Here is a 16,760-nt window from a genome sequence, read left to right as displayed (position 1 = left end):
ATAAAAACCGGTATTCTGTATTGAGTACCGGTTTTTTGCGTTTTTACACCCAGTCCACATTATAATATAGAAGTATTTGTTTGAGATCGCCATTCCCCTTGAGGCGGGATTCTGCTGTTTTGATCAATTCCCTTACTTGGGAGGGAGAGAAGTGATGGTCGATTTTCAGTAGGACTTCACGAATATGTTGTTGTTGAATACGGCTGATTATAGGTTTGTTGGGACCTAACACTCTGTTCCCGAGTGATTGTCTTAGTTGTTGACAAATAAATGCTGCTCCGGATTCCACTTTCCGCTCATCCTTATGTTTTAGGGTAATGGAGATCAGACGGGTGAATGGAGGATATTTAAACAGTTTCCTCTCTGTGATTTGGGACTGATAAAAACTTTCGTAATCGTTACGGATGATAAACCTGTAAATCGGTTGTTGGGGGTCGACAGTCTGGATAATGACCACTCCCTGCTTGTCTCTTCGTCCTGCCCTACCTGCCGCTTGGGTAATCAACTGGAAACCGCGCTCGTGTGAACGGAAATCAGGGTAGTTCAACATCGAGTCTGTTGCAACAATACCTACCACACGCACATTCCCGAAATCCAACCCTTTTGAGATCATCTGTGTGCCGACCAGTATCTGAATCCGGTTCTCCTGAAAATCGTTGATGATACGCTCGAATGAATCCTTGCCGCGTGTAGTATCACTGTCCATTCGGGCCACTACTGCGTCGGGAAAGAGTTGTGCTACCTCCTCTTCGAGCCGTTCAGTACCGGTTCCGAGCGATTTCAACTCTCCTTCGTGGCATGAAGGGCATCCGGATGGCAAAGGGTAGGAGGTATTGCAATAGTGGCATATCAGGCTGTTAGCTTTCTTGTGGTAGGTAAGAGTGACATCACAGTGGTTGCATTTCGGTGTCCAGGCACATGATTTACATTCAACCATTGGAGCAAAACCGCGACGGTTACGGAAAAGGATGGCTTGTTCCCCGTTTTCCAGCGCCTTATTGATCTCGTCCATCAATACAGGGGCAAGTAAGTTCTTCATTTTCTTCCGACGACGCAGATCTTTAGTATTTTGCAGGCTGACCAGGGGTGCCTCTATATTGCCGAAGCGCTTATTCAGGGTCACCAGTCCATATTTACCTGTTTGGGCATTGTAATAGGACTCAATGGCAGGAGTTGCCGATCCCAACAATGTTTTTGCACCTGACATATGTGCCAGCATGATGGCCGTATCGCGTGCATGATAACGGGGTGAAGGCTCCTGTTGTTTGTAGCTGGTTTCATGTTCTTCATCCACAATCACCAACCCTAACCGCCGGAACGGAAGGAAAAGGGAGGAACGTACACCCAATATAATTTCATAGGGTGTCTCTGACAACATCTTTTGCCAGATTTCTGTCCGCTCCTGGTCGTCAATCCCGGAGTGGTAAATACCTATTTTATCACCGAAAACAGCCTGCAGCCGTTGGGTGAGTTGTGTGGTCAGGGCGATTTCCGGCAGGAGGTAAAGTATCTGTTTGCCTTCGGTAAGAAGTTGATGGATAAGATGGATATAGATTTCTGTTTTTCCGCTGGAAGTGGCTCCGTGTAAAAGGACAGTCTGTTTATCGGAAAAACTGCTTTGAATAGTGTCTAATGCTTTCTGTTGTTCTTCGCTCAGAGGGTAGGGGGTACGAGTCGGTGCTGTTTTTTGGTGGAGGCGGCTTCTCCCTACGGAAAAAAGGTGTAGTATCTCTTTCCGGAGTAGTCCGTTCAGTACTGCCGGGGAGTAGCCGGTCAGCTCTTTTACCTCTCTCTTGCTGATACTTTCCCTACCGGTTTCGGTGAGAAACCACATAATTTCGTCCAGCAGTAACTGCTGTTTGCGCGCCTTTCCAATGGATGCGCTAATAGCAATATCATCCAGTGTAGGATTGATCCGTAGATATATTTCACTTTTCGGGATGAAGCCGGGTTGTAGGTCGGCCGGCATCATCGGGGAGGGAAGTGCTGCTTTGAACACATCTCCTTGTGCGGAGAGATAATAAAAAGAGATCCATTCCCACAATTCCAACTGTTGTTCGGTTACAACAGGGGTCGAATCGAGAAGGGACTGGATCTCCTTGACGGTGAAATTTTCAGGCGATTGCCGGTGTATTTTTGTGACGATGGCTGTGTAATATTTTCGCCTTCCGAAGGGTACGGTTACCCTGAATCCTCTCCCGATCTTGTGTTGCATTTCCGCCGGAATGGCGTATGTGAACAGGCCGGAAAGCGGAAGTGGCAATATTACATCAGCATACATGCATTAAAAGTATACGGCTGCCGTCAGTGACCAGGTGCCTTTTTTCCCGTTGAACGCGTCGGTCCATTCCGGTTTGTCCACCGAATAGTTGTCGGTCATTCGTATCCCGTAGTTTACCCCTACCGCCAACCGGCTGAATAGTTCGGCGCCTAATCCGAGGTTAACTCCCGCTTCAAAGCTTTTCGCCTCCACTTCGCCTTTTATCGTCTCCCACGTGAAATCATCACTTGCAATCAGGAAACGCGCATAGGGACCACCCGCCAGATAGGCTTTTACGGGAAGAAGGAACCCTATCTTGTATTTCAGGTTCACCGGTACATCCAGATAGTGGTTGGATACTTTCTGTACTATGCTTTGGGCTCCCTCTTCTGAAACGTCTTTTACGTTCATCCGGTCGTTGCTGTACAAGATGGCTCCTTCCACTCCAAGGTTCACCACCGGCAGCATAAATTCAGCCGTAGGCCCTATTTTGAATGAATTCAGGTTCTCCACTTCGAATACTTCTTCCGAAAAAGATGGTTTGTTGAGGCCTACTTCACCCCTTAACCCGAAGCGTAATTGTGCGTTGGCTGTTGCTCCTATTAGGAGGAAAGCGGCCAGTGCACTTAAGAATAATGTTTTTGTTTTCATATCTAGTCTGTTTAGTAAAACATTGTGTTAGTTTGTCCAATCAAAAGACAAATGTACACATATGATATTGGTAAAACAAAAAAGATTAGAGATAGGTTGTTAAATAAACCATAAAATGAAATAACAGTTCCTATGAATGAGATGCGGTTGTATATGTGAAAAAGCGTTTAACTCCCTTTAATACAGGAGAAAACGCTTTTTTGCAGTTATAAATTATAAGTTATGAATTATCACTCCTTGTCCCGATTTATCGGGATTGGCATATTAAAATCACTTCTTATTTCTAAGTTCTAACGTCAATCCGCAAACTTTGCTCTCAGGAACTCGCGGTTCAACCGTGCGATGTTGGTGATAGAGATGTTCTTCGGACATTCTACTTCACAAGCACCGGTGTTGGTGCAGTTTCCGAAGCCTAGTTCGTCCATCTTGGCCACCATAGCTTTGGCACGTTGTTTCCTTTCCACACGTCCTTGCGGCAGTAAAGCGAACTGGCTTACTTTGGCAGATACGAAAAGCATGGCCGAACCGTTCTTGCAGGCTGCCACACAAGCACCGCAGCCGATACATGCCGCGGCATCCATTGCCATTTCGGCGTCGTCGCGTGGGATAGGGATCGCATTGGCATCCGGGACACCGCCGGTATTGACCGATACATAACCACCTGCCTGGATGATCTTATCGAAAGCCGAACGGTCTACCATAAGGTCTTTGATAATGGGGAAACCGGCAGAGCGCCAAGGCTCTACAGTGATGGTGTCGCCATCGTTAAAGCGGCGCATATGGAGCTGGCAGGTAGTGATTCCTTGGTCTGGACCATGCGGATGTCCATTGATATATAAACTACACATACCGCAGATACCTTCGCGGCAGTCGTGGTCGAAAACCACCGGCTCTTTACCTTCATTGATTAGTTGTTCATTCAGGATATCGAGCATCTCCAGGAATGAGCTTCCCTGTGAGATATTTTCCAATGGGTAAGTTTCGAAGTGCCCTTTGTCTTTCGGTCCGTTCTGGCGCCAAACTTTTACTTTTATGTTGATATCTTTATCCATGATCGTTTTGTTGTTTTAAAGTTTACCCGTCATTCATCAACAGTCTAAGATTTGTAATTCCTTTGCTGGCGAACCACAAACTCATAATTAAGCGGTTCCTTGTACATCACCGGATCTTTTTCTTCTCCCTGGTATTCCCAGCAGGAAACATAAGAGAACTGATCGTCGTGGCGTAAAGCTTCACCTTCGGGCGTTTGATGCTCCAGGCGGAAATGTCCTCCGCAGGACTCTTCGCGGTCGAGTGCATCGTGTGCCATCAGCTCGCCGATCTCGATAAAGTCAGCCAGGCGCAACGCCTTTTCGAGTTCCACGTTGAGCGTTTCTTTGTTGCCGGGAATGCGTAAGTTGGTCCAGAAATCCTTTTTCACCTCTTTCAGTTTTTCGATCGCTGTCTTCAATCCTTCCGCGTCGCGGCCCATACCTACGAAGTCCCACATGATATGGCCCAACTCCTTGTGGATATGGTCAACAGAGTGTTTCCCTTTGATATTCATCAGACGGTCGATCCTCTCGTTGATCTCTTTTTCGACCTTCTCAAATTCAGGTGCGTCGGTCTTGAAGCGCGGCACGTTGATCTGGTCGGCCAAATAGTTTTGTATGGTGTAGGGAAGTACGAAGTAGCCGTCGGCCAATCCCTGCATCAGTGCAGATGCTCCCAGACGGTTGGCACCGTGATCGGAGAAGTTGGCTTCACCGATGGCAAACAATCCGGGAATGCTGGTCATCAATTCATAATCTACCCAGATACCTCCCATGGTGTAGTGGATGGCAGGATAAATCATCATGGGCGTCTCATAAGGATTATCATCCACGATCTTTTCATACATCTGGAAGAGGTTGCCGTAACGGGCTTCCACCACATCCTTGCCCAGGCGGTTGATCGCTTCGGCAAAGTCGAGGTAAACAGCCAGACCGGTATTGCCTACACCATAACCTGCGTCGCAACGTTCTTTGGCGGCACGGGATGCCACGTCACGTGGAACAAGGTTCCCGAATGCCGGGTAACGGCGCTCCAGATAGTAGTCGCGGTCTTCTTCCTTGATATCTGTTGGTTTCAGCTTACCCTCACGGATAGCTTTTGCATCTTCTAATTTTTTCGGCACCCAGATACGTCCGTCGTTACGCAGTGACTCCGACATCAATGTCAGTTTCGACTGGAACTCTCCATGTACCGGAATACAGGTAGGGTGAATCTGTGCCATACAGGGGTTGGCAAAGTAAGCACCTCTCTTGTAGCATTGCCATGCAGCTGAACCGTTGGAGGTCATCGCGTTGGTCGACAGGAAGAAAGTATTTCCATATCCTCCTGTGCCAATAACTACGGCATGGGCGGCAAAACGCTCTAATTTACCTGTGACTAAGTTGCGGGCGATAATACCTCTTGCCCTGCCGTCGATGATGACCAGGTCGACCATTTCGTAACGGGTATAGAGTTTCACCTGTTTTTTGTGTATGGCACGGCTCAAGGCTGAGTAGGCACCGAGCAGGAGCTGCTGACCCGTTTGTCCACGCGCATAGAATGTACGGGAAACCTGTGCTCCACCAAACGAACGGTTGTCGAGCAAGCCGCCGTATTCGCGAGCAAAAGGAACGCCCTGTGCCACACACTGGTCGATAATACTGTTCGATACTTCTGCCAGACGATATACATTGGCTTCGCGGGCACGGTAGTCACCCCCTTTGATTGTATCGTAAAACAGACGATAGACAGAGTCACCGTCGTTCGGATAATTCTTTGCTGCATTGATACCTCCCTGCGCTGCGATAGAGTGTGCACGGCGGGGAGAATCCTGGATGCAGAAATTCAGTACATTGAACCCCATCTCACCTAATGAGGCGGCTGCCGATGCACCGGCCAGACCGGTACCTACCACAATGATATCGAGGCGGCGTTTATTGGCCGGGTTCACCAACTTTTGATGGTTTTTGTAATTGGTCCATTTCTCGGCGAGAGGTCCTTCGGGGATTTTGGAATTTATCTTGTTCATAATATTCAATTGCTTTTAGTTATCCTAATAGGTTAGAGTATCCGAGGTATATTGCTATGGGTACAATAAAAAATCCCAGACAGATAATGGTTGAAATTACATTCCCTAGCACTTTGATGCGTTTCATCCATACGCCGTTGTTTACTCCAGCAGAATGAAGTGCGCTCCAGAAACCGTGCATCAGATGGAACCAGAGAGCAATGAAAGCTAGTTCATAAAAAATTACAACCCAAATGTTGGAGAATACTTCTGCCACCAACTGGGCGCTGTCATGCCGTGCCCCTTCAATCATGAATAGCTCCTTGAACTGCATCTGATACCAGAATTGAAAAAGATGTGCGATTAGGAACAGCAGTAAAAACAGTCCTAGGACGAACATGTTCTGCGATGACCAGGTGGTCTTGGTCTTGCTCGAAGACTCATACCTTTCTTTCCCGCGAGCTTTCCGGTTCTGTATCGTGAGGATAATCCCCCAGATAATGTGGATCACGAAACCTGCCGCGATAACTCCCGTCCCGACAATAGCCCACCAGTTCGCACCAAGGATTTCATTGGCGAGAAAGTCGTACGTCTCATAGTTGAAGAGCAGTACCAGATTCATCGACATGTGGAATAACAGGAACAGAATCAGAAAGAGGCCGGAAATACTTTGGACAAATTTCCGCCCGATAGATGATTTGATTAACCAACTCATAAAGTTCTCTTTTTTAAATTATTTTGATGTATTAATTTTTTTATGTCCCGCTTTTACTGTTACCGAAATAAGATATTCTGTTCAGCACTGCAAAAGTACAACTTTTTATCTGTTTACCCAGAACAATTTAATGAAATATTTCTTTAATTGTTCTTTGCCGGAGCAGGCGCCCTCAATTGCTGATATTTTGTTATCTTTGCATGTTCAACAAAAACGATATTGAATCATTATGGATATAGTATTAAGTGGTATTCGCTCTACCGGAAAATTACATTTAGGAAACTATTACGGTGCTTTACGCAACTTCATCAGGATGCAGGAGGAAAACAGGTGTTATTTCTTTATTGCCGACATACACTCCCTCACCACGCATCCCGACCCGAAGATGCTTCATGAGAATGTGAAGAACGTATTGGTGGATTACCTGGCTGCGGGGATTGACCCCGAGAAGTCGGTGATCTATGTGCAGAGCGACCTGCCTGAAACAGTAGAACTATATCTTTACCTCAATATGCATGCTTATCTGGGAGAACTCTCCAAAACCTCTTCATTCAAGGAGAAAGCACGCAAACAACCTGAGAACGTGAATGCGGGATTGCTTACCTATCCTACGCTGATGGCTGCCGATATCCTTATCCATCGTGCCGATAAAGTGCCTGTGGGAAAAGACCAGGAGCAGCATCTCGAAATGACGCGCCGCTTTGCCCGCCGCTTTAATCATTTCTATGGAGTGGAATACTTCAAGGAGCCGGTGGCCTATAATTTTGGGGAAGAACTGGTGAAGATACCCGGACTGGACGGTAGTGGAAAGATGGGGAAATCGGAAGGTAATGCCATCTACCTGGGTGAAAGCCCGAAAGAGATAGAGAAAAAGGTGAAAAGGGCGCTTACTGACTCAGGCCCGACCGAACCCAATTCCGTGAAACCCGATTATATTGAGAATCTTTTTACCCTCCTTCGCGTGGTCTCTACCCCCGAAGTGGTGCAGCATTATGAAATGCAATGGAATACCTGTGCCATCCGTTACGGTGACCTGAAAAAGCAACTGGCCGAAGATATTATTAAAGTTACAACTCCCATCCGTGAGCGGATCCAGGAGATTGAAAAAGATGATGCTTACCTGCGTAAAGTAACCCTTGAGGGTGCGGAGAGAGCAAGGGAAAGTGCCCGGAAAACCATTGAAGGTGTAAGGGAGATAGTCGGGTTCAAGCCTTTTTAAGAACTGTAGTTCCTTCTCAACAGATTCCTTTTTAAACTTTTCAGTCGATCGGTTGTTCACCCAAAGTAACAGGAAAAAGAAAAGTATGTCCTTATGCTGACATTTAAATCGCTTGAATTAAAAGACAAAGATATCATCAATTCCTATCTGCGGCATCAAAACTATCGGGCTTCAGACCTTTGTTTTACCAATTTGTATTGCTGGGGAAAAAAATTCGATACGCAATTTGCGATAACGTGCGATTGGTTGTTTATCAGGTTTAAAGATAATAATGTCCGGAATTCCTATCTTAAACCGGTAGGGAGAGGCAACCTGAAAGAGGCTATTGATCTCATCCTGGAAGATCATTCGTCATACAGCACCCCTTTTCAGATGAGAGGGTTGACAGAAGAGATGATCGGCGAGATTGAGGCAGTGATGCCCGGTCAGTTCGACTACAAACTCAACAGGTCGGTCTCTGACTATATCTATACGACCGAAAAACTGATTCATTTGAAAGGCAAGAAACTGCAGAGTAAACGAAATCATATCAACCGGTTCAAACGGGAGAATGTCTGGAAGTACCATTCTCTAACCGGCAACCCGGCATTGGTGGAAGAGTGTAAGAATATGCTCGACAAGTGGATGGAAATGAATAAGGAGGAGAAAGATCCCTCGCTGATTTATGATGATTATGCCACTACCCTGATGCTTGATAATTTTGAATACTTTGGTTTGAAAGGTGGGTTGATTTGTGTGGATAACGAGATTGCCGCTTTCACTATAGGCGAACCACTTACCGAAGATACTATCGTGGTGCATGTGGAAAAAGCGTTTACCGCCATTCATGGTGCCTATACCATCATCAACCAGCAGTTTGTAGAAAACGAGGCATCCCAGTTTCTTTATGTGAACAGGGAAGAGGATATGGGGATAGAGAATCTCCGACAGGCCAAGCTCTCTTACCACCCTGATATCCTGCTCGAAAAATACAACGCGAGATTTAAATAATTCGTGCTTTGTACGTTATTCGCTTTGCGTTATTCAGCTTCGCTGTTATTCACTTCGTGTTATTATTTGTAACAACTGAACAGTAATTGGACAACAACCGAACAACAACTGGAAATCTATTGAATAGCAATGATCCAATTTGCCGACGAAACGATAAGGCCACAGGTCCGGGAGATATGGAAGACCGTCTTCGGCGATCCTGACGACTATATGGATGTCTATTTTCGACACAAGTACCGTGACGAAAACACCCTGGTATACGTGGTAGAGGGTAAAGCTGTCGCATCACTGCAGATGTTGCCTTATCTTTTTACCTTTTGTGGAACGGAAATTCCCATCCTTTATATTGCCGGTGTTTCTACTCTTCCGGAATATCGAAGGAGGGGGTATATAAGTCAACTGCTGGCCAGAAGTTTTGAAGAGGCGGCCCGTAGAGATATATCGTTGATGCTGCTCGTTCCGCAGGAGGAGTGGTTGCTGGAATTTTATGACCGGTATGGTTTCGCACAAACATTTGATGCCGGAATAACGGAGTTACCTTCATTGAAGGCGTTAGTGGAAAAATATCCCGGCGACCTGCATGCGGCCTTCCGGGAATTCGATACCCTGTTCAGGCGGAAAGATATGACCGTACAGAAATCATTCGATGATTTCCGTGCTATCGTGGAGGAAGCGGCACTTTATGATTTTCCACCTGTGAAGAATTTAATGGGGATGGCGCGTGTGATTGATGCGGAAAAAATAGTTCGTCTTTTTTCTGAACGCCACAGCCGGAATTCTTTTTCAATTACCGTTAATGACGAGCTATTAAAAGAAAATAATACCCTATTCACGATTGAAAACGGAAAAGTGAAGAGGGGGGCTCCTATCGTTGAACCTCTACTTACAATTGATATAAGGGAGTTGGCTCAGTTACTACTTGGATACCATACCTCAAAAAAAGAAGAACCCTTTAACAAACTCTTCCCCGAAAAACAACCCCAAATGCATTTTATGTTGGAGTAACAATTCAATGTGCCAATGATAATAATATGCTGAATGCTAATAAATTTGAATGATATAATGCTTTAATGATTCAATTAACACATTACCATATTCGTAAATTAGCACATTCATTATAACCACTTCTTCTTTTTAAAGAAAATCAGCAGACCCACTACCGGAAGAACCATCAGCGCAATGGAAAAAGGATAACCTAGTACCCACTCATACTCGGGCATATAGGTAAAATTCATTCCGTAAATACTGGCAACAAGGGTCGGCGGCAGAAAGATGACATTAAAGATGGTGAATATCTTGATGATTTTGTTCTGTTCGATGTTTACATACCCGAGGAAGGTGTCCTGCAGATAGTCGAGGCGGTCGAAACTGAACTTGATATGCTCTACCAGCGAGTTGATGTCCTTGATGATAATGGTGAGCTTGGGTTGTAGTTCGGCCGGGATAAATTCACTCCGCAACATGCTGGATACGGTACGTTGCTTGTCGATGATATTTTCGCGGAGCATCATTGTCTTTTCCTGCAGGTTCTTGATTTCCGACAGTAACTCCTCATCGGCTTCTTGTAAGGTAAGCGTATTACTCAACTGGGTAATCTTCTGGGTCATATTCTCAATCATGTCGGCATCGAATTCCACGCGGGTTTCCAGGAGCGCCACCAACACATGTGCTCCGGTGGGGTAGTTCCGCGGGTTGGCCGATATCTTCTTTACCGTCTCGTGGAAAGAGATCAGCTCTTGACTCCTGACAGTTACCAGAATGTTGTTTTTGAGGATAAATGATACGGGGTCGGTTTCGAAATTAGACAACAGGAAATTGGAGTTGACGACTAGCGTGTCGTTGGTTTCAATGTAACGCGACGACATCTCGATCTCAATCATCTCTTCCTCTTCCTGGATATATATCTTGAGAAAATCCTCGAGTTCGTTTTCAACCTCCTCATCCACGTCGTTGAGGTCGATCCATAAAAAATTGCCGATTGGGTTTGACTTTAGGAAATCGAGGCTGCGGCTCAATCTCACGATGCCGTCTTTATGATAAAAAAGTTTTACTTCCGCCATGGTGTCTCTTTTTTAATCGTGATTCAAATTAGTTCAAAAATGGTCTATTTCTCTTCCGGTTGGGCTCGGCTGATGAACGGTTCCAGTAAATTGGTCAGCTCTTCGAATTGCTCGATCGACAGTTGCTCCGGTCGTTTCATGAGCATCGGGTCGTCGGGCAAAGGATCCTCTCCGGACAGTAGTGACTTGACTGAGTTGCGGAGCATCTTTCGCCGCTGGTTGAATCCTGTCTTCACTACCATTTTGAATAACTTTTCATTGCAGTTGAGCCGCTTTCGCTTGTTACGGGTAAGCCGTATAACTGCCGATTTGACTTTGGGCGGAGGGATAAACGCCTGTTCACTCACCGTGAAAAGGTACTCTATATCGTACCATGCCTGCAGCAAGACAGTGAGAATGCCATAAGTTTTGCTGCCCGGTGAAGCGACCATGCGTTCCGCAACCTCCTTTTGAATCATACCCGAACAACAAGGGACGGAGTCCTTGTTATCGAGCACTTTAAAGAAAATCTGTGATGAGATATGATAGGGATAATTGCCAATAATGCAGAAAGGGGTGTCGAAGTGGTTGGCAAAATCCATCCGCAGAAAATCCTGCTCCAGAATTTTACCATTCAGTGTAGGATAATGCTCTTTGAGGTAGGCGACCGATTCGCGGTCGATCTCTATCACGGTAAGCTCTCTCCGGTTCTCCAGCAGGAATTCCGTAAGCACACCTGTCCCAGGCCCCACCTCCAACACAGGTAGCGAGGGAAACTGATCGAGGGTGGCCGCGATACGGCGCGCTATTTCCTTGTCCTTAAGGAAATGCTGCCCCAGGTTTTTTTTTGCTTTTACCGGAAACATTGCAATATGGCGATTATTCCTTATCTTTACCGCCGCAAAGGTAACATTTTATTACGTAAAACAGGATAAATGCGTTCATAAAAAAAGAGATATGGCCGTCGGACGGCTTATGTCCGCATGCCTTTGCATTGAGGTGATAATCATGGTTGTATAAGACAATAACGGATTACAGGTGAAAATAAATAAGGATTCGTTCAAGAGCCTGTTAAAGATACTGTTTTCCTTGTCGCTCGGATTACTGATTTTTTGGGCGATGTATAGGAATACTGATATAAAGGAGTTATGGGCCATTATTAAATCGGCCAATATAGGTATCATTATACTCTCACTTATCTTTGGCCTGATAGGTAACACCATCAGGGGTTTGAGGTGGGAGTTGTTTTTGCATTCGCTCGGGTATCATCCCCCCAGGGCCAGTATAATCTATGCTACGTGGGGGAATTTTGCCGTCAATTTTGTATTGCCTCGGGCAGGAGATGTGTGGCGTTGCGGTGTGGTGAGCCGGTACGATAAGATCCCTTTCTCCAAAACTCTTGAAACCTTTTTTGTCGATAAGATGATGGAGGTGGTCACGGGACTGGTTATTATTTTTGTCAGCGTATTGCTCTATATCGATTTCTTTGTCTCCTATCTGCGTGATAACCCCCAGTTTGCCGAAGGTTTTACAAATCTGTTTGCTTCAGCCTGGATCTATGTGGGGTTGGCTGTTGTAGTGCTGTTTATAGTGCTTATGCTTACGGTTTTCAGGAAAACCGCACTAATGGTGAAGATTGATAAATTCATTAGTACGCTTAAGTATGATCTGAAACTGATCATGCAGATGAAAGAGAAAAAACGTATAATAATTTACACGATACTGGTCTGGTTATGTTTTTATTTGTATTTTTACATTTGCTTTTATGCGTTTGATTTCACGAAAGATCTTGGCCCTTTGGCCGGTTTGATCGTCTTCGCAATGACTATTATCGGTATTTCTGTCCCTGTACAGGGAGGAATAGGGCCGTGGCACTTTACAGTAATCTCTTCTCTCCTTATCCTGGGAGTGGCAGAGAATCATGCACTCGCGTTTGCCGGAGCAGTGTTTACCGTCCAATCGGTATGGCAGATACTCTACGGACTTTTTGGCGTACTCGCCATGCCGTATGTGAAAAGAGAACAAAAATTATAATGATATGGCTGCAGTAGAAATTTTGAATTTAGACCCGCAAAGAGTTTGGAAGCATTTTTATTCACTTACACAGATACCCCGTCCCACCGGACAGATGGAAGAGGTGACCCGTTTTGTGACGGATTTTGGGAAATCGCTCAATTTGGAAACAAAACAGGATGGCGTAGGTAATGTGGTGATAAGAAAACCGGCTTCAAAAGGGTATGAAAGTAGTAAAGGAGTGATCCTGCAATCACACCTTGATATGGTACCTCAAAAAAATGCGGGTGTGAAGCATGATTTTACCACAGATCCCATAGAAACATATATCGACGGAGAATGGGTAAAAGCCCGTTCTACTACGTTGGGTTCCGACAACGGCATCGGTTGTGCCATGATGATGGCTGTGCTGGAAGATGACTCCCTGCAGCATCCTCCGCTTGAAGCACTTTTTACTATCGATGAGGAGGTCGGAATGGATGGTGCGAATGGTCTGGGGAAAGGATTCCTGGAAGGTTCAATAATGCTCAATCTCGATACTGAAGAGGATGGGGAGCTCTGTATCGGCTGTGCCGGAGGCAGGGATGTGAATGTCTCCTTCCGTTTTCAACCCGATAAAGAGATTGAAGAAGGTGATGTGGCCTATAAAGTGAGTTTGCAGGGATTGAAGGGAGGACACTCCGGAGTACAGATACATCTGGGACGTGCCAATGCCAACAAACTGATGAACCGATTCCTGAAAGATGTCGTGGCCAATTACGAAGCCCGTATTGCCAGCATACAGGGTGGGTCGCTGCGTAACGCTATCCCACGTGAATCATTCGTGGTACTGACTATCCCCGGGCAGCTTTCCGACGACCTGATCGATCTGGTGGGTGAATATGAAGAACTCTTCCGTGAAGATTTTGCCGGTATTGAAGAGAATATCTCATTCAAAGTGGAGGAAACCGATATGCCTGAGGCACTTTTGCCCGAAGAGATGCAGGATGATATTATTAATGCGGTAGAAGCTTGTCCTAATGGTGTGATCAGCTATCTGGCCGACTTTCCGGGGGTGGTGGAGAGTTCGCTGAACCTCGCACTAGTCCACTCTTCAGGTGATAGTGTCGATATAAAATTGTTGGTGCGTAGCTCTTCTGAAAGCCGTAAGGATTGGATCTGCTCTTCAGTAGAGAGCCTCTTCCATCTGGCCGGAGCAAAAGTTGAATTCGGCGGTGATTATCCGGGATGGCAGCCCAATGCAGCCTCCGAATTATTGCACACCATGGAGAAGATCTATCTGGAGAAATATGGTGAAAGGCCTAGGGTAGTTGTGATCCATGCCGGATTGGAATGCGGTATTATTCAGTCGAACGTGGAACAAAAATTGGATATTGTCTCTTTCGGACCGACTATCACGGGGGCACACTCGCCCGATGAAGCGGTTCAGATATCTACTGTGGGGAAATGCTACGATTATCTTGTTGAAACGTTGGAGAATTTGAAATAGCCACCCATGGACAATACGCTGATTGTCTTTGCATCCAATCACGGCACGGTAGAAAAATGTGCACGGGAGTTGTTTAGGCGGATAGACGGTAAGGTGGATATCTGTAACCTGAACAGAAGGGATTTTCTGCCCGATCTCTCAGGCTATGAAGCCGTCATCGTGGGAGGATTCATCCATAGTGGAAAGATACAACAAGAGATATCATCTTTTTGCAACGACAATCTTGAATTACTCGCCACAAAACGGCTCGGCCTGTTTATCAACTGCATCTATTCGGGTGAGAGAGCACAACAGCAACTCGATGACGCCTTCCCGGAAATCCTTAACCATAAAGCTGTAGTACGCGATTACTTTGGTGGAGAGATTGACAAATTGAAACTGAGTTTCTGGGAACGTGTAGTCACTAGCCGGATGATAGAGAAGGGAGACCTGGTCGTTGCGATCTCGAAAGAGAAAATTGAACGTTTTGCGAATGTAATGTCGTCAGTCAATGAGCCGAAAGATTAAAAGACATATACTCTTCCCGATGGTCTTGCTGGCCTATTTTGCCATTATGGCCGTGATGGCTTATCCCCGATATAAGGCATCCGGAGACTGGAGCGAGTACTTCGGGATTATCGGGATCTGTTTGTTGATGGCAATACTGCTCTTCTTTATCCTTAAGAGGAGACAAAAAATAAGAGATCGATTCTCCTCCAAAAAAGATTTGAATCAATGAGGTATTTGTTCCTGTTTTTTTTATCCCTTTTTACACTCCTCGCTTCCGGGCAGACGCCGTACCATCCGCAATATTATAAATTCCGTGTCTATCTGAAAGACAAAGGAAATATTCCCCATTCCCCCGATAAGCCTGAAACCTTTCTCTCCCGACGCGCAATCGAAAGGAAAAAGAAAGAAAAAGTGGCGATTGATAAGTCGGATCTGCCTATCTCATCCGACTATTTTACACTGGTAGAGAAAGCCGGTGGAAAAGTTATCACATATAGTAAGTGGTTCAGTACCCTTGTAGTGGAGGTTAGCGACAGTGTTAGGATCGGAAATATCGAGTCTCTCTCGTTTGTCGATTCGGTGAAATATATCTGGCGGGGAACCGGTTTGCCTGCCGGAGAAAGGGCTCGTCCCCGTTTGTTGCCGGTGGATTGTGATGAATATGTGGTGGCTGATACCGAATATGGGGTTACCGATGCACAGTTCAGGATGCATAATGCTGTTGTAATGGCCGACGCCGGATTTAAAGGTAAAGATATGCTGGTAGGTGTGATCGATGCGGGATTTACCAATTTTGATGTGATCCCTCGCTTTGAGTCAGTCCGGTTGGGAGGATATATGGATTTTGTGCCATCCGGAAGTATATTTGCTTCCAGTGACCATGGTACCAAAGTGTTGTCCACAATGGCGACCGATCTGCCGGGAGTAATGATGGGGTCTGCACCGCAAGCGACCTATTGGTTGCTGCGGTCTGAGGATACTACGAGTGAGTTCCCGGTAGAGGAGGATTATTGGGTGCGTGCTGTTGAATTTGCGGATAGCCTGGGAGTGGATATTATCAATACATCATTGGGGTATAACTCTTTTGACGACAGGTTATTGAACTATACGCATACCGAACTGGATGGAAGTGTGTCGATAATGTCGCAGGCTGCCGATATAGCCTACGAAAAAGGAATATTAATAGTAGTAAGCGCCGGCAACGAAGGAAATAAGTCATGGCAAAAAATTACCCCGCCGGCTGATGCAAAAAATGTACTCGCAGTGGGAGCTGTGGGTACGGACAGTATTATTGCCTCTTTCAGTTCCCACGGGTTGACGGCTGATAACCGTATCAAGCCGGATCTGGTTTCCGTGGGGAAAGAAACCGTTACCATTGGCCGGGATGGAGCGATCGGGCACACGAACGGTACTTCCCTCTCATCTCCTTTCCTGACAGGACTCATAACCTCACTCTGGTCGGTCAACCCTTCCCTGCATCGTTCGGAGTTGGCAGATATTGTGAAGCGCTCCTCCGACAGGTATCTCACCCCTGATTCCATATATGGACATGGCATTCCTGATTTTCATCGGGCAATGAAAGAGGTATTGGGGAAATTGGAGATCTATCCCCAGAAAGTGGCCGACAACGGATGGGATATTCGTCCGGAGTTATCCGGCAATTATGTAGTGAGTCTGTCTGATCCGGTGTTTTCACCTTCTTCCTACTCCTTCAGGGTTCTCGATGAATCGGGCTATTTGATTTCTGCACATAGATTCAAAGATGAGAATACACTACTTGTTCCACTTCAGGAAGGGATTCTCAAAAATAACCGATTCCTCTATTTCGTGACGGAAGAGCCGTTTAAGCAACGTATATATAAGGTGGAGATCTGAT

At 45.9% G+C, this 16,760-nt stretch carries 15 protein-coding genes; 8 read left to right on the top strand and 7 right to left on the bottom strand.

The window, feature by feature from the left end:
* Positions 1–43: 43 nt before the first annotated feature.
* The 5 genes from priA to U2P89_RS04080 form a co-directional block, all read right to left on the bottom strand.
* Entirely contained in the window at positions 44–2,281 is a 2,238-nt protein-coding gene (priA, locus tag U2P89_RS04100; RefSeq protein ID WP_091906728.1) for a replication restart helicase PriA, read from the bottom strand.
* A gap of 3 nt (positions 2,282–2,284) precedes the next feature.
* Complete coding sequence (locus tag U2P89_RS04095) at positions 2,285–2,911, bottom strand: porin family protein (protein WP_076931747.1); 627 nt, start codon at positions 2,909–2,911, stop codon at positions 2,285–2,287.
* 296 nt (positions 2,912–3,207) lie between these two features.
* Positions 3,208–3,963 (bottom strand): succinate dehydrogenase/fumarate reductase iron-sulfur subunit, encoded by a 756-nt coding sequence (locus tag U2P89_RS04090; protein ID WP_076931746.1) that lies wholly within the window; start codon positions 3,961–3,963, stop codon positions 3,208–3,210.
* Between the two features lie 44 nt (positions 3,964–4,007).
* Positions 4,008–5,951 (bottom strand): fumarate reductase/succinate dehydrogenase flavoprotein subunit, encoded by a 1,944-nt coding sequence (locus U2P89_RS04085; protein ID WP_091906726.1) that lies wholly within the window; start codon positions 5,949–5,951, stop codon positions 4,008–4,010.
* Between the two features lie 19 nt (positions 5,952–5,970).
* Entirely contained in the window at positions 5,971–6,645 is a 675-nt protein-coding gene (locus tag U2P89_RS04080) for a succinate dehydrogenase/fumarate reductase cytochrome b subunit (RefSeq protein ID WP_091906724.1), read from the bottom strand.
* 229 nt (positions 6,646–6,874) lie between these two features.
* Here U2P89_RS04080 and trpS point away from each other — a divergent pair, with 229 nt between their 5' ends.
* The 3 genes from trpS (at position 6,875) to U2P89_RS04065 (ending at position 9,859) form a co-directional block, all read left to right on the top strand.
* Complete coding sequence (gene trpS, locus U2P89_RS04075; protein ID WP_322190699.1) at positions 6,875–7,864, top strand: tryptophan--tRNA ligase; 990 nt, start codon at positions 6,875–6,877, stop codon at positions 7,862–7,864.
* Positions 7,865–7,957: 93 nt separating this feature from the next.
* The gene (locus tag U2P89_RS04070) at positions 7,958–8,854 is read left to right on the top strand and encodes a DUF2156 domain-containing protein (protein WP_076931742.1); all 897 of its coding nucleotides are present in this window, start codon (positions 7,958–7,960) and stop codon (positions 8,852–8,854) included.
* A gap of 129 nt (positions 8,855–8,983) precedes the next feature.
* Entirely contained in the window at positions 8,984–9,859 is an 876-nt protein-coding gene (locus tag U2P89_RS04065; RefSeq protein ID WP_091906722.1) for a GNAT family N-acetyltransferase, read from the top strand.
* A gap of 110 nt (positions 9,860–9,969) precedes the next feature.
* On the opposite strand, the gene corA is transcribed toward U2P89_RS04065, so the two are convergent.
* Together corA and rsmA are read right to left on the bottom strand one after the other, a co-directional pair.
* Positions 9,970–10,914, bottom strand: a complete 945-nt coding sequence (gene corA / locus U2P89_RS04060) for a magnesium/cobalt transporter CorA (RefSeq protein WP_091906720.1) — start codon at positions 10,912–10,914, stop codon at positions 9,970–9,972.
* A gap of 44 nt (positions 10,915–10,958) precedes the next feature.
* A complete protein-coding gene (gene rsmA, locus U2P89_RS04055; protein WP_313379781.1) occupies positions 10,959–11,759 on the bottom strand; it encodes a 16S rRNA (adenine(1518)-N(6)/adenine(1519)-N(6))-dimethyltransferase RsmA in 801 nt (266 codons plus the stop codon).
* Between the two features lie 172 nt (positions 11,760–11,931).
* Between rsmA and U2P89_RS04050 the strand changes: the two genes are divergently transcribed.
* From U2P89_RS04050 to U2P89_RS04030, 5 genes are read left to right on the top strand one after another with little or no spacing between them, the layout of a single operon-like run.
* Entirely contained in the window at positions 11,932–12,927 is a 996-nt protein-coding gene (locus U2P89_RS04050) for a lysylphosphatidylglycerol synthase transmembrane domain-containing protein (RefSeq protein ID WP_322190698.1), read from the top strand.
* A 4-nt stretch (positions 12,928–12,931) separates the two neighbouring features.
* Positions 12,932–14,395 (top strand): aminoacyl-histidine dipeptidase, encoded by a 1,464-nt coding sequence (locus U2P89_RS04045; protein ID WP_313379782.1) that lies wholly within the window; start codon positions 12,932–12,934, stop codon positions 14,393–14,395.
* Positions 14,396–14,401: 6 nt separating this feature from the next.
* Positions 14,402–14,902, top strand: a complete 501-nt coding sequence (locus U2P89_RS04040; protein ID WP_313379783.1) for a flavodoxin domain-containing protein — start codon at positions 14,402–14,404, stop codon at positions 14,900–14,902.
* Positions 14,886–15,113: an LPXTG cell wall anchor domain-containing protein gene (locus U2P89_RS04035; RefSeq protein ID WP_313379785.1), complete on the top strand. Its 228-nt coding sequence runs from the start codon at positions 14,886–14,888 to the stop codon at positions 15,111–15,113. Before U2P89_RS04040 ends, U2P89_RS04035 begins: the two co-directional genes overlap by 17 nt.
* Positions 15,110–16,759, top strand: a complete 1,650-nt coding sequence (locus U2P89_RS04030) for a S8 family serine peptidase (protein WP_313379786.1) — start codon at positions 15,110–15,112, stop codon at positions 16,757–16,759. The genes U2P89_RS04035 and U2P89_RS04030 overlap by 4 nt, the downstream gene beginning before the upstream one ends.
* Position 16,760 lies beyond the last annotated feature (1 nt).

This window comes from Proteiniphilum sp., from assembly GCF_034331125.1.
GTDB classification, from domain to species: Bacteria; Bacteroidota; Bacteroidia; order Bacteroidales; family Dysgonomonadaceae; genus Proteiniphilum; species Proteiniphilum saccharofermentans.
This window is presented reverse-complemented; position numbering and strand designations above follow the sequence as displayed.